10 protein-coding genes are annotated in these 18164 nt (G+C 60.9%); 5 read left to right on the top strand and 5 right to left on the bottom strand.

Annotated elements, in window-relative coordinates:
- Positions 1-17 precede the first annotated feature (17 nt).
- The 3 genes from tssI to BW979_RS00940 all read left to right on the top strand — a co-directional run bounded on the left by tssI (position 18) and on the right by BW979_RS00940 (position 3740).
- The gene (gene tssI, locus BW979_RS00950) at positions 18-2075 is read left to right on the top strand and encodes a type VI secretion system tip protein TssI/VgrG (protein WP_076382944.1); all 2058 of its coding nucleotides are present in this window, start codon (positions 18-20) and stop codon (positions 2073-2075) included.
- Positions 2072-2806, top strand: coding sequence for a DUF4123 domain-containing protein (locus tag BW979_RS00945; RefSeq protein ID WP_076382942.1), 735 nt, complete (start codon positions 2072-2074; stop codon positions 2804-2806). The genes tssI and BW979_RS00945 overlap by 4 nt, the downstream gene beginning before the upstream one ends.
- Before the next feature lie 94 nt (positions 2807-2900).
- Entirely contained in the window at positions 2901-3740 is an 840-nt protein-coding gene (locus BW979_RS00940; RefSeq protein ID WP_076382940.1) for a 23S rRNA (adenine(2030)-N(6))-methyltransferase RlmJ, read from the top strand.
- Positions 3741-3858: 118 nt separating this feature from the next.
- On the opposite strand, the gene msrA is transcribed toward BW979_RS00940, so the two are convergent.
- The 5 genes from msrA to aceE form a co-directional block, all read right to left on the bottom strand.
- On the bottom strand, positions 3859-4506 hold the full coding sequence (msrA, locus tag BW979_RS00935) for a peptide-methionine (S)-S-oxide reductase MsrA (RefSeq protein WP_047226186.1): 648 nt from the start codon (positions 4504-4506) through the stop codon (positions 3859-3861).
- 79 nt (positions 4507-4585) lie between these two features.
- A complete protein-coding gene (locus tag BW979_RS00930; RefSeq protein WP_047225915.1) occupies positions 4586-7279 on the bottom strand; it encodes a putative bifunctional diguanylate cyclase/phosphodiesterase in 2694 nt (897 codons plus the stop codon).
- Between the two features lie 194 nt (positions 7280-7473).
- Complete coding sequence (locus tag BW979_RS00925) at positions 7474-8868, bottom strand: alkaline phosphatase D family protein (RefSeq protein ID WP_076382938.1); 1395 nt, start codon at positions 8866-8868, stop codon at positions 7474-7476.
- 311 nt (positions 8869-9179) lie between these two features.
- Entirely contained in the window at positions 9180-10820 is a 1641-nt protein-coding gene (aceF, locus tag BW979_RS00920; protein ID WP_047225913.1) for a dihydrolipoyllysine-residue acetyltransferase, read from the bottom strand.
- An 11-nt stretch (positions 10821-10831) separates the two neighbouring features.
- Positions 10832-13477: a pyruvate dehydrogenase (acetyl-transferring), homodimeric type gene (aceE, locus tag BW979_RS00915; protein ID WP_047225912.1), complete on the bottom strand. Its 2646-nt coding sequence runs from the start codon at positions 13475-13477 to the stop codon at positions 10832-10834.
- Between the two features lie 383 nt (positions 13478-13860).
- Between aceE and glnE the strand changes: the two genes are divergently transcribed.
- Positions 13861-16800, top strand: coding sequence for a bifunctional [glutamate--ammonia ligase]-adenylyl-L-tyrosine phosphorylase/[glutamate--ammonia-ligase] adenylyltransferase (glnE, locus tag BW979_RS00910; RefSeq protein ID WP_076382936.1), 2940 nt, complete (start codon positions 13861-13863; stop codon positions 16798-16800).
- Between the two features lie 329 nt (positions 16801-17129).
- Positions 17130-18164, top strand: a complete 1035-nt coding sequence (gene waaF / locus BW979_RS00905) for a lipopolysaccharide heptosyltransferase II (RefSeq protein WP_076382934.1) — start codon at positions 17130-17132, stop codon at positions 18162-18164.

The raw sequence follows: 18164 nt of genomic DNA, 5'->3' as shown, positions 1-18164 counted from the left end.
CAGCAGAGGCACATCGGATGTTCGCGCCTGCCAACCAACCACGTTTCACCCTGGCACTCGACAGCGGGCCGAATGAACTCAAGGTGCTTGAGTTCAGGGGCAAGGAAGCCATCAGTCAACCCTATTGCTTTGATCTGGAACTGGTCAGTGAGCGGCCGGATCTGGCGCTGGAAGAGCTCCTGCATCGTCAGGCCTTTCTGGCTTTTGATGATCAGGGGCGGGGCATACACGGCCAGGTTTATAGCGCGGCCCAAGGCGACTCGGGCAAGCGCTTGACTCGTTACCAGATCAGACTGGTACCACGCCTGGCTTACCTGGACCATCGAATCAACCAGCGGATTTTCCAGCACCTGAGCGTGCCGGCAATCATTACCCTGATCCTGACGGATCACGGGATTCAGGGTGACGCGTTCCAGTTCAACCTCGGTGGGCAATACCCCGAACGCGAATACTGTGTGCAGTTTGGTGAAAGCGACCTGGCCTTCATCGGGCGGATCTGCGCCGAGGCCGGGATCCATTATCACTTCCGGCACAGCCGCGACGGCCATCTGTTGGTGTTCGGTGACGACCAGACGGTGTTTCCCCGCCTGCCCGAGGCGACGTTGTATCTGCCCGGCAGTGGCATGGCCGCCAGCGAGCCGGCGATCAAGCGCCTGGCTGTGCGTCTACAGACCCGGACCACGGCGGTGACGCTGCGTGACTACGATTTTCAAAAGCCCGGTCTGCTGTTGCAAACCAGTCTGGACAGTCAGCAGCAACCGGCTCTGGAGGCGTATCACTACCCCGGCCGGTTTTCCGATCGCGACCATGGCCGGCACCTTACCCGGCGCGCACTGGAGCGCCATGGCGCCGACCACCGTCTGGCCGAGGGGCGCAGCGACCAATGCGCACTCGTCAGTGGGCACTTCCTCCAAATCAACGGGCATCCTCGAGCGCAATGGAACGATCTCTGGCTGCTCACGCAAGTCACCCACCATGGTCGCCAGCCACAAGTGCTGGAGGAAACGGTCAGTGACAGCCCGGATGAGTTCCAGGGCTACAGCAATACGTTCCTCGCCACCCCCTGGGATGTTTTCTTTCGTCCGCCCCTGTCCCACCAAAAGCCAGCCGCCCACGGTTATCAGTCGGCGGTGGTGACGGGGCCGGTGGACAGCGAGATCCATTGCGATGAATACGGACGGGTCAAGGTGCAACTGATCTGGGATCGCCACGGTCAGCGCGACGAGCACTCCAGTTGCTGGCTACGGGTGGCCACGGGTTGGGCCCATGATCGCTATGGCAGCGTGATGATTCCCCGGGTCGGCATGGAGGTGCTGGTGGGTTTCATCGACGGTGATGTGGACAAGCCATTGGTCGTGGGCTGCCTGCCGAACGGCGCGACCCCGGTGCCCCTGGACCTGCCGGCCGATAAAACCCGCAGCATATTGCGCAGCCAGAGCAGCCCTGGCGGGGGCGGTTATAACGAATTGCGCATCGAGGATCGCCAGGGCGCCGAGGAGATTTACCTGCGGGCTCAACGCAACTGGACCCAGCATGTGCTGCATGATCAGCGGGTTCAGGTTGATCACGAACGCAGCATCGTTGTCACCGGCACCGCGCGGCATGAGCTCAAGGCCGATGAGTTGCGCATCACCCATGGTCAGCGCCAGGTTGAGGTCAGGCAGGATGATCATCTGGTGGTGGCCGGCGAGCGGTATATTCGGGTAACCAGTCAGACCCTCAATGCCACCCAGCAATTTCACGTCAGCGCCGGGCAGCAAGTGGTACTGGATGGCGGCGTCAGCGCGACCATTCAGGCCGGTGGGCATTGGATCAACATCGGGGCTGGGGGGATCTTCAGCAGCGTGCCGATCCAGGTGGGTGGGGCACCGATGACGGCCAGGAATGCCGCGCCAGGTTCACCTGGCAGTCCCGAAGCACTTGTCGCGGCCGCAGCCGCGCAACTTTCCCTCGCGCAAGTTTTCAGCCTGCAGGGCCAGGCGCCATTCTGTGAGGAGTGTGAGCGTTGCAAAGGAGGCGTCTGCGAACCATTGCCGGTGATGCCCAGGCGGGCTGGTGTCCAGGAGCGTCCATGAGTACCGGTCAATCTCCCCGCGCCTGGCTTGAGCAACAGCCCTTGCAGGCATCCGAGCAGCTCTACGCCATTTTCAGCAGCGCCAGCACCGCCGGGCCGCTGATGGCCTGGAGGCGTTCGATGACGGTGGCGCCCAGCCCGATCTGGGCCGATACGCCTTACGCCGACTGGGAAACGGTCATGCCCTATGTCGGAGCTGTCGCCCCGGACAGCGAGTTTCTTGACTGGGTCGCGACGACCGACTCGCTTGATTGGGGCTGGCTGGCGGTGACCGCTTGCAGCCAGCAAAGCCTTGCCGAACATCTGCGTGGGCTCACCCAGGTTCTCCTGCCCGGTGGCAAGTCGGTCTTTTTCCGCTTTTGGGATGGGCGTTTTATCCAGCCGATCCTGCGATCGGATGCGGTGGAGGTCAGCCAGCTGTTGCCCGCCATCAGCCGTTGCCTGATCAACGGTCGGTCTTTCGAGATCCCGGGAAATGCCCTGCGCCCGGCCCGGGCGTTCCCCTGGTGGGAAGTGCCTGCGCTGTTGTTGCAGGAACTGGCCGGGGATACGACGGACTGTCTGCTCAATAACCTGCTCAAGTGGTTGAGCGAAGAGCATCCGTATCTGTTCGAACAGGCCGACGAAAGCATCCTGCGCTGCAAGATCAGGCATTTTCTTGGGGCGCCAGGGATGGTCCATGGGCCAAAAGCCCCCCTGCAAGAATACTTGATGCAGGAGTTGGGCAGATGACCACCGGGTGTGGTCACGGCCCGTCCGCTCGGCTGCGACCCCCTGACGTTGGGCGCGCTTCAAGGTAAACTCCTCGGCCTTCGCAGGAGCCGCCATGAATTATCGCCACGCCTTCCACGCCGGCAATCACGCCGATGTGTTCAAACACCTGACCTTGACCCGTCTCATCGCTTTGATGTCGCGCAAGGAGCAGCCCTTCGCCTATCTCGATACCCATGCGGGCATCGGGCTGTACGACTTGCAGGGCGATCAGGCCAATCGTACCGGCGAATACCTTGAAGGCATCGCGCGGTTGTGGGGCCAGGAGGATCTGCCCGCGCTGACCGCCGACTACATGAAAGTGCTGCACGAAATGAACCCGGACGGGCAGTTGCGTTACTACCCGGGGTCACCGGAACTGGCGCGGCGCCTGACCCGTCCACAGGATCGGGTACTTCTGAACGAAAAACATCCAGAAGACGGTGTGCTGCTCAAGGACAACATGAAAGGCGATCGTCGCGTGGCGGTGCACTTGGGCGAAGGCTGGCATGTGCCCCGGGCGCTGCTGCCGGTGGCGGAAAAGCGCGGCCTGATGCTGATCGATCCGCCCTTTGAACAGCTGGACGAGATGCAACGCTGCGCCGCGTCACTCAAGGAGGCCATCGGCCGGATGCGCCAGACAGTGGCAGCAATCTGGTACCCGGTGAAAGACCAGCGGATGTTGCGCCGTTTCTACCAGGACCTGGCCGGCACCGGTGCGCCGAAATTGTTGCGAGTGGAATTGCTGGTGCATCCGCTGGCCACGCCCAATAGCCTGAACGGCTCCGGCTTGGCGATTGCCAATCCGCCATGGGGGCTGGAGGAGGAATTGCGCGAGCTGCTGCCTTGGTTGTCGAAGAAGCTTGGGCAGACCCAGGGCGGCTGGCAGATGGATTGGTTGATCGCTGAAAGCTGATCAGATGCATTGATACCGTCTGATAGGGCGCCTTCGCGAGCAAGCCGGCTCCCACATTGGTCAGACTCAGAACCATGTGGGAGCGGGCTTGCTCGCGAAGCTTTTCAGCGGCAAAAAGTCAGATCGGGCAAGTCACGCCCGTACCGCCAATTCCGCAATAACCTTCAGGGTTCTTCGCCAGATATTGCTGGTGATAAGCCTCGGCGAAGAAGAACGTCGGGGCTTCTTCGATCTCGGTGGTAATGACGCCTTTACCGGCCTTGGTCAATTCAGCCTGAAATACTTGCGCGCTGTGCTTGGCGGCAGCCAGTTGGGTTGGGTTGGTGGCATAGATCACCGAGCGGTACTGGGTGCCGATGTCATTGCCCTGGCGCATGCCCTGGGTCGGATTGTGCAGCTCCCAGAACATCTTCAGAAGCTGCTCGTAGCTGACTTTTTCTGGCTCGTAGACCACCAGGACCACTTCGCTGTGGCCGGTAAGGCCCGAGCAGACTTCTTCGTACGTCGGGTTCGGCGTAAAGCCACCGGCGTAACCCACCGCTGTACTGACCACGCCTTCGCGCTGCCAGAACTTGCGTTCCGCGCCCCAGAAACAGCCCAGGCCGAAGATCGCGAAATCCACGTCCATGGCAAACGGACCCAGCAGCGGCGCATCGTGGACGAAGTGTTTTTCCGGCACGGTCATTGGGGTTTCGCGGCCAGGCAGAGCTTGTTCTTGAGTAGGGAGCACGTTTTTGTTCACCAGGATTTCCGAGCGCAAGACCATCATCAGTCCTCTCAGTCAGATTGAGTTGAGCGAATGTAAGCAATGAGACCGTCAGTGTGCCCGAGTGTTACACCGCTTGTCAGGCAATTGGGCCGCGCGGATAACGCTTGAGCTTCTCGATCAGCTCCGCGCCGGGGATCGGTCGGTCGAACAGGTAGCCCTGGCCGACGTCGCAGCGGTGGCGCCGCAGGAACGCCAGTTGCTGTGCGGTTTCGATACCTTCGGCCACCACCTTGAGTTTCAGGTTGTGGGCCATGGCGATCACCGCGGAAGTGATTTCCATGTCGTCCTGGTTGTCCGGGATCTCGTGGATGAAGCTGCGATCGATCTTGATGATGTCGATCGGGAATTTTTTCAGGTAACTCAGGGATGAGTAACCGGTGCCGAAGTCGTCCATGGCCAGGGTCAGGCCCAGGCGCTTGAGTTGGTCGAGCTGCAGGTGGGTGTCTTCGGTGGCCTCCAGCAGCAGGCCTTCGGTCAGTTCCAGTTCCAGCAGGCGGGCCGGCAGTTGTTCTTCCTTGAGGATGCTGGCGATCGAGGCGACCAGGTCCGGGTCGGAGAACTGCTTGGGCGAGAGGTTGATCGCCACTTGCAGGTTGCCCAGGCCGGCGGCGGTCAATTGCTTGCTCATGCGGCATGCCTGACGGGCGATCCATTTGCCGATGGGGATGATCAGGCCGGTTTCTTCGGCCACGCTGATGAACTGGTCCGGGCGAATCATGCCCTTCTCGGGATGGTTCCAGCGCAGCAGCGCCTCCATGCCCAGCAAGCGACCGCTGCGCAGGCACAGTTTTGGCTGGTAGAACACGTCCAGCTCGTTCTGGGTCAAGGCGCGGCGCAGGTTGTTTTCCACGAATAGCTTGTAGCTGGCCTCGGCGTTCAGCGCCTCGGTGAATACCTGGACCTGATGCTTGCCGTTGGCTTTGGCCTTGTGCAGGGCGAGTCCGGCGTTGCGCATCAGGGTCTGGGGGTCGCGGCCGTGCAGTGGCGCGCAGGCCAGGCCCACGGAGCCGGTCACGCTGATCAGTTGGTTATCGACGAACATCGGCTTGTCGAGCGTCATCAGCAACTGGCTGGCGATCTGCTGCCCGGCTTCCAGGTCGGTGTCGTCCAGCAGTACGGCGAATTCATTACTGGCGAACCGTGCCAGGCTGCCGCTGGGGCTCAGGCTGTTGCGCAGGCGGCGGGCCAGGCTGATCAGCAGCTTGTCGCCGGTCTGATGGCCGAGGCTGTCATTGATGCGCTTGAAGTTGTCGATGTCCACCAGCAACAGGCTGATGGGCGAATCGCTGTCCCGGGCAAAGCGCTCATCGAGGTTGCGGATGAACGCCGGGCGGTTGCCCAGGTTGGTCAGGTTGTCGGTGTAGGCCAGGCGCTCGATGCGCTGCTGGGCCAGTTTGGTCTGGGTGATGTCTTCGTAAATGCCGATGTAGTGGGTCAGTTCACGGTTATCGCCATAGACCTTGGAAATCGACAATTGGCCCCAGTAGGGTTCCAGATTCTTGCGTCGGCTCTTGAATTCACCTTGCCAGCTATTGCTCTGGGCGAGGGCCGACGGTGCATCGAACAGCAGCTCGCTGAGGTTTTCCAGGGCCGGTAGTTCCGACAGGCGCTGGCCGTGGACTTCCTCGGTGGAATATTGGGTGATGGCGGTGAAGCTGGGGTTGACGTATTCCACCACGCCGTCGCAATTGACCAGCAGGAACGCGTTGGCGCTCTGCTCCACGGCGCGCTGGAACAAGTGCAGGGCGTTGGTGGCGGTCCGGCGGTTGTGGTTGTTGATGACCTGGGCGAACTGGTCAGCCAGTTCACCGGCAAAGGCGATCTCGTCGGACTGCCAGGCGCGGGTGACGCCTATCTGCTCCAGGCACAGTACGCCCACCACCTGGCCGTCGATACGAACGCTGGCGTCGAGCATGGCGTTGACTTCACGGGTGCGCAGGCTTGCGGCCATTTCCCGGGTACGCGGGTCGCGCATCGCATTGTGCGCGTCGATGGCGCGGCAGGTCTGCAGCGCCTCCATGTAGTCAGGAAACTCGTTGGCGTTGATCACGTCCGGCAGAAAGTAGTCTTGGGAGGCGCGGTTATAAGCCGAAATCGGCACCAACTGGCCATCTTCCAGGTTCCAGATGCTGGCGCAATCAATCTGGTAGATGTCGCAGGCGCTGCGGGTGATGAGCTCGGCGGCTTCCTGCAGGGAATTGTTGGCGCTGTAGCGCTGGCGGGTCAGCAGCAGGATCAGGTCCTGCTGGGCGCGCACCCGGTCCAGGTGTTGCAGCTGCTCCTGCTGGGCGCGCTGGTTCAGTTCCAGGGCAATTTGCAGGCGCGAGTTTTGAGTTTCCAGGTCCAGGGCCGGCATCGACGGCTCGCTTGCCAGCAAATCGTCCACGGCCAGCAGGTAGCCGCGTAGTAGATGGCGATTGTGCTGTTTATAGGGCTCGCCCATTTCCAGCATATTCATGGCGCCCTTGGCGGTGTGGAGCGTGTAGCGGATCAGGTAATGCGGGGCCTGGGCCAACTGCTGCTGGATCGCATCGTGGAGTTGATAGCGCGCTTCGGGCTCCATCAGGCTGGCGTAGGGCGAACTGACCAGCGAGCAAAGCTCGACGGCCGGCAGACCGAAGTAACGCTCGCAGTTGGGGTCGAGGAACAGCAGAGCCCAGCTTGCTTCATTCAGCCGTTCGAAACGCAGCATGCCGAGCCGCGAGGGCACCGGTAACTGCGTCACTACCTCGGCCGCCATACGGCTGGCGGCATCGGGTTGGCTTTTCATGGGGAAACTCGCTTCGAAAATGCTGATCGCGCCGGGCTGACGCCCTCGTTATTACGGACTGCCGCAAGGTTGCATCATTGCGGCACTGGCTGACAAGAGAGATGAAGGCCAAGTGCTATAAACCTTTTATCGGCCGACGAAGGGATTTCTCCAGTCGCCCGCCGATCAGACGGCATGGGTGGTTATACCACCCGTCAGCGCAGCGGGATATCTACTGTCTGTAATGGGCTGCCATCACGGTCGTGAAACGTGACCTGAACGCTCTGCGCCGTGACTTTCAGGTGGGCGAAGTTGTCCTGGCTGATGACCTTGCCGCTCAACCCATAGCGATAGTCCCCGCTGGGCGTCCGAGCCATGGCATCACCAAAAATAAAACTCGCGGCGCTGGCATAAGGAAGCAGTTTGCTGTTGCAAAACGGCGAGGAAACGATGGTATGTACCTCGAAGTCAGGGTCCTGGCTGTGACTCAGGCGACTGGTGAGAGAGCCATGGACGTCGCCGGACACGAAAATAACGTTCTTGATCCGATGGCGGCGAACGGTTTCCAGCAGGCGCAGACGCTGTTCCGGGAAGGCCTGCCAGGCGTCCGAGGTATTGAGCTTGCGGTCCGGGTAGAACATCACGCCGGTCACGATGAACTTGACCCGCGCCGGACTGTTGACCAGCCATTTGATCAGCGATCGTTCCTGCGCTTGATCCAGGATACGTCGATCATCCGCCGATAGATTGCGCTGGGTCCGACTGTCGGTGACGAACCATTCGATATCGCCGTGAGCGAACTGATACCAACATTGTCTCAATGGTTTGCTTAATGTTCCGTCACTTAACAGTTCATGTGCCGGACTATGGCTGGCTTGATAAAGCGCATAGGCATCCACGGCATTGGCATAAAAGTTTTCGTCGCCTTTTTTCTTGCTGGCAGGCCAATTATCTTTGATTTCATGATCGTCGAGAATCATGTAGCTCGGTGTTCCCGCCATCAACTTTCTAATATGCGGCTGGGAAAAGGCGGTGCGGTATTTGAAAAGAATATCCTTTGGGTTCCGGTCCGGGGCGACAATATTCAAATCGTCTAGATAAACCTGGTCGCCGGTCATCACTACAGCACTGATCGGCGGGTCGGCCTGGGCCACGATGCGGTTGATGCCAGCGAAAGTCCGGTCGCCCAGTTCAGGTCTGGAGGGGACGCCGGCCGTCACCCGCAGGTAGCGGCAGGAACCCACGATATAACTGCGCGGTGCACTGATTTTGCTGGACGGCGTGCGCATCTGGTAAATATCCCGAGGCCATTGCAGCGGCAGTTCCTGGACGGTTTCGATTGTATGAGTAGGGCTCAGGCGGCTGAACCAGCCGGCTTGGTATTCATAGGCGGTATCGGCTTGAAGGTTCTTCAATACGATGACATCGGACATGTCGCGGTAAGCATGCAACTGAACAAAGTGTCCTTTCGACCAGATTGAATCTCCCTGGCGCCGGTAACGGATGGCGGCAAATACCAGGCTGTTCTTATCGTTATCCCCTCGCAGGAATATCCGCGTGTGATGAGGTGTCGTGTGGCCGACAATAGGGCCAACAGTGGGTTTGAACATCATTCGAGTCCATTCGAAGTTAAAGTTTTTTTAGGTAAGTAGTTAATGGCTTCCCTGAACTCATCCTAAAGCGATGCATGGGATAAATATTGATAGGAGAGGGGGCGTGTGTTGTGGGAAACGTCCAATAGATGACGTAGTCATCTAGGTGGAGTGCAGTAGGAAAGTTGGGCCCTGGAACGGGCTGCTCTGCAAGTTCGACTTTATTTCAGGCAAAAAAAAGCCCCGCCAAACGGGCGGGGTTGAGGTACGAGCGTGGCGCTCGGAAAACAGCGGTCCGAAGGGCCCTCCGTGAGGAGGGTCGCCCGGTGTTACAGCAAGATGGTACGGATGTCGCCCAGCAGGTCGCTCAGACGCTTGGTGAAGCGTGCAGCGGCGGCGCCGTTGATCACACGGTGATCGTAGGACAGCGACAGTGGCAGCATCAGCTTCGGCTGGAAGGCTTTACCGTCCCAGACGGGCTGGATGGTGGCTTTGGAGACTCCCAGGATCGCCACTTCCGGCGCGTTGACGATCGGCGTGAAGCCGGTACCGCCAATGTGGCCGAGGCTGGAAATGGTGAAGCAGGCACCCTGCATGTCGTCGGCGGTGAGCTTTTTGCTCCGGGCTTTTTCGGCCAGGGCAGCGGCTTCGCCAGCCAGTTGCAGCAGGCTCTTCTGGTCGACGTTGCGGATGACCGGTACCAGCAGGCCTTCCGGGGTGTCGACGGCAAACCCGATGTGCACGTATTTCTTGCGAATGACAGCCTTGCCGCTTGGGGCCAGCGAGCTGTTGAAGTCCGGCAATTCCTTGAGCAGGTGCGCACAGGCCTTGAGCAGCAGGGGCAGCACGGTCAGCTTGACGCCAGCCTTCTCGGCCACGGCTTTCTGCGCGACGCGGAAAGCTTCCAGTTCGGTGATGTCGGCCTGGTCGAACTGAGTCACGTGTGGAATGTTCAGCCAGCTGCGATGCAGACTCGACGCGCCGATTTGCATCAGGCGAGTCATTGCCACTTCTTCGGTTTCGCCGAAGCGGCTGAAATCCACTGCCGGGATCGGCGGGATGCCCGCACCACCGGTAGCGCCTTCGGCCGGAGCGTTCTTGGCCTTCTGCATCATGGCCTTGACGTAAGTCTGCACGTCTTCTTTCAGCACGCGGCCATGTGGGCCGCTTGGGCTGACGGCGGACAGCTCGACACCAAATTCACGGGCCAGCTGACGCACCGCAGGGCCGGCATGCACCTTGGCACCGCTGGGTGCAGGTGTGGCGGCAGGAGCAGGAGCTGTCTCGGCCTTGGCGGCAGGCGCGGCAGCCGGAGCCGGAGCTGGAGCGGCTTCGGCCTTGGCGGCAGGCGCAGCAGCCTGGGCTGGGGCAGCAGGTGCCGCAGCACCGGCCACTTTCAGCTTCAGGATCAGGTCGCCGGTGCCCACTTCGTCTTCCAGCTTGATCTCGACGCTTTCCACCACGCCGGCGGCCGGCGACGGGATTTCCATGCTGGCTTTGTCGGATTCCAGGGTGATCAGCGACTGGTCGGCTTCGACGGTGTCGCCGACCTTGACCAGCACTTCGATGATCTTGGCCTTGCCCGAGGAGCCAATGTCCGGAACATGAATGTCCTGGACCGTGGCAGCGGCAGGCGCGGCGGCAGGGGCGGGAGCCGCCTCGGCAACCGGTGCGGCGGCAGGCTTTTCAGCCGCCGCCGGGGCAGCAGGAGCCGCCGCCTCAGGCGCCGCAGCGGCGCCCTCGACTTCCAGCTCCAGCAGTTCGTCGCCTTCTTTCAGGCGATCGCCCAGCTTCACTTTCAGGCTTTTGACGATACCGGCCTTCGGCGCAGGCACTTCCATGCTGGCCTTGTCCGATTCAAGCGTCAGGATGCTCTGCTCGGCTTCGATACGGTCGCCGACCTTCACAAACAGTTCAATTACTTCACCTTCACCGCTGCCGATGTCAGGTACGCGAATGAGTTCGCTCACGGAAATTCTCCTCAGCAGTCCAGTGGGTTGCGTTTTTCCGGATCGATGCCGAACTTGACGATGGCCTCGGCCACCACCTTGGGTTCGATATCGCCACGGTCAGCCAGGGCTTCCAGGGCTGCCAACACAACGAACTTACGGTCGACTTCGAAGAAGTGACGCAGCTTCTTGCGGCTGTCGCTACGGCCGAAACCGTCGGTGCCCAGCACCTTGAATTCCTTGGAAGGAACCCACTGACGGATCTGCTCGGCGAACAGTTTCATGTAGTCGGTAGAGGCGATGACCGGACCTTTGCGGCCGTTCAGGCATTCTTCGACGTAGCTCAGTTTCGGCTTCTGGCCCGGGTGCAGACGGTTGCTGCGCTCCACGGCCAGGCCATCGCGACGCAGTTCGTTGAAGCTGGTAACGCTCCATACGTCAGCGCCGACGTTGAACTCTTCACGCAGGATCTTCGCTGCTTCACGCACTTCGCGCAGGATGGTGCCGGAGCCCATCAGCTGGACGTGGTGCGCCGCTTCGCGGGTGTCTTCTTCGAGCAGGTACATGCCCTTGATGATGCCTTCCTCCACGCCGGCCGGCATGGCTGGCTGCTGGTAGGATTCGTTCATCACGGTGATGTAGTAGAAGACGTCCTGTTGCTCTTCGGTCATCTTCTTCATGCCGTCCTGGATGATCACTGCCAGCTCGTAGCCGTAGGTTGGATCAAAGGTGCGGCAGTTCGGGATGGTGGCAGCCAGGATGTGACTGTGACCGTCTTCGTGTTGCAGGCCTTCGCCGTTGAGCGTGGTCCGGCCGGCGGTACCGCCGATCAGGAAGCCACGGGTCCGGCTGTCGCCAGCGGCCCAGGCCAGGTCGCCGATACGCTGGAAACCGAACATCGAATAGAAGATGTAGAACGGCAGCATCGGCTGGTTATGGCTGGAGTACGAAGTACCGGCAGCGATGAAGGAGCTCATGGCGCCTGCTTCGTTGATACCTTCTTCGAGGATCTGGCCCTTCTTGTCTTCCTTGTAGAACATCACCTGGTCTTTATCGACTGGCTCGTAGAGCTGGCCGACGGAGGAGTAGATGCCCAACTGACGGAACATGCCTTCCATACCGAAGGTACGGGCTTCGTCCGGGATGATTGGAACGATGCGCGGGCCGATTTCCTTGTCCTTGACCAATTGCGCGAGGATCCGCACGAAGGCCATGGTGGTGGAGATTTCACGGTCGCCCGAGCCGTCAAGGATCGCCTTGAGGGTATCGAGCGATGGGGTCGGCACGCTGAAGCTCTGGGCGCGGCGCTGGGGCACGAAACCACCCAGTGCGGTGCGACGCTCGCTCAGGTAGCGGGCTTCGGCGCTGTTGGGCTCCGGCTTGAAGAACGGCAGGTTTTCCAGTTCCTCGTCCTTGACCGGGATGTCGAAGCGGTCGCGGAACAACTTCAGGCTGTCGACGTCGACTTTCTTGGTGTTGTGCGCAGTGTTTTTCGCTTCGCCGGCACCGGTGCCATAACCCTTGATGGTCTTGGCCAGGATGACGGTCGGTTGTTCCTTGTGGTTGACTGCTTCGTGGTACGCCGCGTAGACCTTGTACGGGTCGTGGCCGCCACGGTTGAGCTTCCAGATCTCGTCGTCGGACAGATCGGCAACCATTGCCTTGAGTTCAGGCGTGTTGAAGAAGTGCTCACGGACGAACGCGCCGTCCTTGGCCTTGTAGTTCTGGTATTCGCCGTCGATGACTTCGTCCATGCGGCGCTGCAGGATGCCGTCGACGTCCTTGGCCAGCAGTGGGTCCCAGAAACGGCCCCAGATGACTTTGGTCACATTCCACTGGGCGCCACGGAACACGCCTTCGAGTTCCTGGATGATCTTGCCGTTGCCGCGAACGGGGCCGTCGAGGCGCTGCAGGTTGCAGTTGATGACGAAGATCAGGTTGTCCAGCTTCTCGCGGCCAGCCAGGGAGATCGCGCCCAGGGATTCCGGCTCGTCGCACTCGCCGTCGCCCAGGAAGCACCAGACTTTCTGCTTGCCTTCGGGAATGAAGCCACGGGCTTCCAGGTACTTCATGAAACGCGCCTGGTAGATGGCCTGGATCGGGCCCAGACCCATGGATACCGTCGGGAACTGCCAGAAATCAGGCATCAGCCAAGGGTGCGGGTAGGACGACAGGCCCTGACCATCCACTTCCTGGCGGAAGTTGTTCATCTGCTCTTCGCTGATGCGGCCTTCCATGAATGCACGGGCGTAAACGCCTGGCGAGGTGTGGCCCTGGAAGTAGATCAGGTCGCCGCCGTGTTCGTCGGTCGGGGCCTGGAAGAAATAGTTGAAGCCGATGTCGTACAAGGTTGCGCTGGAGGCGAAGCTGGAGATGTGACCGCCCAGGTCAGAATCTTTCAGGTTCGTACGCATCACCATGGCCATCGCGTTCCAGCGTACCAGCGAGCGAATGCGGCGTTCCATGAACAGGTCGCCGGGCATGCGTGCTTCGTGGGTAACGGGGATTGTGTTGCGGTATGGCGTGGTGATGGCGTAAGGCAATTGCGAACCGCTGCGGGTTGCGAGTTCGCCCATACGGGTCATCAGATAGTGAGCACGGTCTTCGCCTTCTTTGTCGAGAACCGATTCCAGGGCGTCCAGCCATTCCTGGGTTTCGACGGGATCGAGGTCTTGCATGGCTTGCTCCAGGGCGGAAAGGCTACCAGAATCGGTTGCCTGAGTTTGCGACTGGCCTTGTGGGCAGACGGTATAAATTCTTGGATTGCCGAAGGTTGTTTCGGCGGCGTGTAGTTTTACTACAAATCGTCGGCCGTTTCAGCCTTTCGAATGTATAGACGAGTAGTAAAACTACACATGAGCGGCTTATGGCCCCTCGTTTCGTTGTGAGAATAATCGTTACTGTTGGTCGTTAGCCAACTCGTACAGGTAAAAACTTGATGTCGGCTGCCAATAAAATCAGATTTTCAGCTATTTATCATCTTTGTTCGACAGTCGATCAGGTAGTGGCAGTTGAAAAAACACTACATCCAGCCTTTCCCCGCGCCGATCAAGGATAGACCATGAGCCTGCCCCCGCTTACCGAAGTTCCGGCAATTCTCCAGTCATTGGTCAGTCGTGCCGAGCAGTCGTTCCGTGCGGCGGTCGCTTCCCTGGACGACGACCACGGGCTGTCCACCTGGGCGCCCGAACGCTGGAGCGAGTTCAACCGTGTCGCCGCCGCCAGTGATTTTTTTATCGAGCAGAGTGTTCGTGACCCCTCTATGTTGCTGGAACTGGTGCGCAGCGGCGAACTGGACCGCCACCTGGCTCCCGGCGAAATGTGCGCTCAGATTGGCGCAGCCGTCCAGGCCGCCGAGACTGAAGACGAACTGGGTCGCATCCTGCGTCGCCAGCGCAGCCGCCAACAGGTGCGGATCATCTGGCGCGACCTGACCCGCCAGGCCGACCTGGTCCAGACCTGCCGCGATCTCTCCGACATGGCCGATACCTGCATCGACCAGGCCTATCAATGGCTGTACCAGCGCCACAGTCAGCAATTCGGTACGCCTACCGGGCGGCGCAGTGGTGAACCGCAGCACATGGTTATCCTGGGCATGGGCAAGCTTGGCGCGGTGGAGCTGAACCTGTCGTCGGACATCGATCTGATTTTCGCCTACCCCGAGGGCGGCGAGACCGTTGGCGCCAAGCGGGCCCTGGATAACCAGGAGTTTTTCATTCGTGTGGGGCAGCGCCTGATCAAGGCCCTGGACCCAATGACCGTCGACGGCTTCGTATTCCGTGTCGACATGCGCCTGCGCCCCTATGGTTCGGCCGGAGCGCTGGTGCTGAGTTTCAACGCGCTGGAGCAGTATTACCAGGATCAGGGCCGTGACTGGGAACGCTACGCGATGATCAAGGCGCGGGTGGTGGCGGGTGACCAGGTGGCCGGCGCGCAACTGCTCGACATGCTGCGTCCGTTCGTTTATCGCCGTTACCTGGATTTTTCCGCCATCGAAGCGCTGCGCACCATGAAGCAGTTGATCCAGCAGGAAGTGCGGCGCAAGGGCATGGCCGACAACATCAAGCTGGGTTCGGGCGGCATCCGTGAGGTGGAGTTCATTGCCCAGGCGTTCCAGTTGATCCATGGCGGTCGTGACTTGAGTTTGCAGCAGCGCCCGCTGTTGAAAGTGCTGGCGACCCTGGAAGGCCAGGGCTATCTGCCGGCCAAGGTGGTCGATGAGCTGCGCCAGGGTTATGAATTCTTGCGTTACACCGAGCACGCGATCCAGGCCATCGCCGACCGCCAGACCCAGATGCTGCCGGACACCCCGCAGGATCAGGCGCGCATTGCGTTCCTGCTGGGTTTTGCCGACTGGGCGGCCTTCCATGAGCAATTGATGTACTGGCGCGGTCGCGTAGCCTGGCACTTCGGCCAGGTCATCGCCGACCCGGATGAAGAGCAGGATGGCGAAAGCGAAGTGACGGTGGGCGGCGAATGGTTGCCGCTGTGGGAAGACAGCCAGGATGAAGGGGCGGCGTGTCGTCAACTGGAGGAGGGCGGCTTCGCCGACGCACCCAAGGCGCTCAAAGCCCTGGCCGCCCTGCGCGGCAGTGCGCAATTGCGCGCCATGCAGCGTCTGGGGCGCGAGCGTCTGGATGCATTCATTCCGCGCCTGTTGGCCCAGGCGGTGGAGCATGCCAATCCGGACCTGGTGCTTGAGCGCGTATTGCCGCTGGTGGAAGCCGTGGCGCGCCGATCGGCCTATCTGGTGCTGCTGACGGAAAATCCCGGCGCCCTGCGACGCCTGCTGACGCTGTGCGCGGCGAGCCCGTGGATTGCCGAGCAGATCACCCGCTTTCCCCTGTTGCTCGATGAATTGCTCAACGAGGGGCGACTTTTCAAGCCGCCCCTGGCGCCGGAACTGGCGGCGGAGTTGCGTGAACGCCTGACACGCATCCCCGAGGATGATCTCGAGCAGCAGATGGAGGCGTTGCGGCATTTCAAGCTTGCGCACCGTTTGCGGGTGGCCGCCTCGGAAATCGCCGGCAGCCTGCCGTTGATGAAAGTCAGCGATTACCTGACCTGGCTGGCCGAAGCAATTCTTGAACAAGTGCTGGCCCTGGCCTGGCGCCAGACCGTGGCCAAGTATGGCGTGCCGCTGCGCACTGACGGCAGCCTGTGCGATCCGGGCTTCATCATTGTCGGTTATGGGAAAGTCGGCGGTCTGGAATTGGGGCATGGTTCCGACCTGGATCTGGTGTTCATCCACGATGGCGATCCGCAGGCGGAAACCGATGGCCCGAAACCCATCGACGGCGCGCAGTTTTTCACCCGGCTCGGCCAGCGAATCATCCATTTGCTGACGGCCCAGACCAACTCTGGACAGCTCTACGAAGTGGACATGCGCTTGCGGCCGTCCGGGGCGTCGGGGTTGCTGGTCAGCTCCCTCGGGGCTTTTGCACGCTATCAGGAGAACGAGGCCTGGACTTGGGAGCATCAGGCTTTGGTGCGGGCTCGGGTGCTGGTGGGCAGCCAGGACGTGGGTCAGGCGTTCGAGAAAGTTCGTGCCCAGGTGCTGGGGCGCAAGCGTGATTTGTCGACGCTGCGCCAGGAAGTCAGCGAGATGCGCGCCAAGATGCGCGATAACCTCGGCAGCAAGGTCACCGCTGCCGGAACCGCAGCGAATGCCTTCGAAGCCACCGCGCCGTTCGACCTCAAGCAGGATGCCGGAGGTATCGTCGACATTGAATTTATGGTGCAATACGCGGCCCTGGCGTGGTCCGAGGAGCACCCGTCGCTGCTGCGCTACACCGATAACATCCGCATTCTGGAAGGGTTGCAGGACGTCGGGCTGATGCCGGTCGAAGACGCTACCCTGCTGCGCGAGGCCTACAAAGCCTACCGCTCAGCCGCCCACCGCCAGGCTCTACAGAAAGACGCCGGGGTGATTACAGGCGACCAGTTTGTGGATGAGCGCAGGCAGGTGCTGCGAATCTGGCGAGAACTGGGGCTGAGCTGAAGATTAAGTAATGTGGGAGCGGGCTTGCTCGCGAAGGCGGAGTATCAGGTGACATTGATGTTGGATGTGCCGGCCCCATCGCGAGCAGGCTCGCTCTCACAATGGATTTGTGGTGCTGCACCATACTTGAAGTAGATGAATTTCCCTGTGGGAGCGAGCCTGCTCGCGATAGCGGAGTGTCAGGCGACATTGATATTGGATGTGAGAGCCTCATCGCGAGCAGGCTCGCTCCCGCAGTTGTAGAGTGACGGCAGCAGGCAACGTCCTAAGCCACAGTGATTGTCGAGGCGGGGAGGCGTAGGCCTCCCCGCATCGTTTTTGGAAGCCACATGAATATTCTGATCGTAGGGCCCAGTTGGGTCGGTGACATGGTGATGGCGCAGACACTGTTCCAGTGCCTCAAGCAGCGCCACCCACAGTGCGAAATCGACGTGTTGGCCCCCGAGTGGAGTCGGCCGATTCTTGAGCGCATGCCCCAGGTGCGCAAGGCCTTGAGCTTCCCGCTCGGCCACGGTGTGCTGGAGCTGGCGACCCGTCGACGCATCGGCAAGTCCCTGGCCGGTCAGTACGACCAGGCGATCCTGTTGCCCAATTCGTTGAAATCGGCACTGGTGCCGTTCTTCGCCAGTATCCCCAAACGCACCGGCTGGCGTGGCGAGTTCCGCTACGGCTTGCTCAATGACGTGCGCACGCTGGACAAAGAACGCTACCCGCTGATGATCGAGCGCTTCATGGCCCTGGCCTACGAGCCAGGTGTCGAGTTGCCCAAGCCGTATCCGCGCCCAAGTCTTGCGATCGACCCGGTGACCCGCGAAGCGGCGCTGGCCAAGTTCGGTCTGAGCCTGGACCGCCCGGTACTGGCTCTCTGCCCAGGCGCCGAATTCGGTGAGTCCAAGCGCTGGCCGGCGGAGCATTACGCCCAGGTCGCCGAGACGAAGATTCGCGAAGGCTGGCAGGTCTGGTTGTTCGGTTCGAAAAACGATCATTCGGTGGGCGAGGACATCCGCTCGCGCCTGATCCCGGGCCTGCGGGAGGAGTCGGTGAACCTCAGCGGCGATACCTCCCTGGCCGAAGCCATCGACCTGTTGTCCTGCGCCGATTCGGTGGTGTCCAACGACTCCGGCCTGATGCACGTGGCCGCCGCCCTGAACCGGCCACTGGTGGCCGTGTACGGTTCCACTTCGCCGGGCTTTACGCCGCCGCTGGCCGAAAAAGTCGAAGTCGTACGCCTGGGCATCGAATGCAGTCCGTGCTTCGACCGCACCTGTCGCTTCGGTCATTACAACTGCCTGCGCCAGCTCATGCCGCCGTCGGTGAACGATGCCCTGGGGCGTTTGCAGGGCGCACCGGTGGAGGTTCAGTAA

Source organism: Pseudomonas sp. A214 (genome assembly GCF_900156295.1).
Classification (GTDB): Bacteria; Pseudomonadota; Gammaproteobacteria; order Pseudomonadales; family Pseudomonadaceae; genus Aquipseudomonas; species Aquipseudomonas rhizophila.
The sequence above is the reverse complement of the archived record's forward strand: the minus strand, read 5'-3'. Positions and strand labels throughout refer to the sequence as shown.

Excerpts from the sequence above, each read along its gene's own strand:
- tssI (WP_076382944.1), top strand. The coding sequence starts at position 18 with ATGTTCGCGCCTGCCAACCAACCACGTTTCACCCTGGCACTCGACAGC.
- BW979_RS00940 (WP_076382940.1), top strand. The coding sequence starts at position 2,901 with ATGAATTATCGCCACGCCTTCCACGCCGGCAATCACGCCGATGTGTTC.
- glnE (WP_076382936.1), top strand. The coding sequence starts at position 13,861 with ATGAGCCTGCCCCCGCTTACCGAAGTTCCGGCAATTCTCCAGTCATTG.
- waaF (WP_076382934.1), top strand. The coding sequence starts at position 17,130 with ATGAATATTCTGATCGTAGGGCCCAGTTGGGTCGGTGACATGGTGATG.
- BW979_RS00945 (WP_076382942.1), top strand. The coding sequence starts at position 2,072 with ATGAGTACCGGTCAATCTCCCCGCGCCTGGCTTGAGCAACAGCCCTTG.
- BW979_RS00930 (WP_047225915.1), bottom strand. The coding sequence starts at position 7,279 with ATGAAAAGCCAACCCGATGCCGCCAGCCGTATGGCGGCCGAGGTAGTG.
- aceE (WP_047225912.1), bottom strand. The coding sequence starts at position 13,477 with ATGCAAGACCTCGATCCCGTCGAAACCCAGGAATGGCTGGACGCCCTG.
- msrA (WP_047226186.1), bottom strand. The coding sequence starts at position 4,506 with ATGGTCTTGCGCTCGGAAATCCTGGTGAACAAAAACGTGCTCCCTACT.
- BW979_RS00925 (WP_076382938.1), bottom strand. The coding sequence starts at position 8,868 with ATGTTCAAACCCACTGTTGGCCCTATTGTCGGCCACACGACACCTCAT.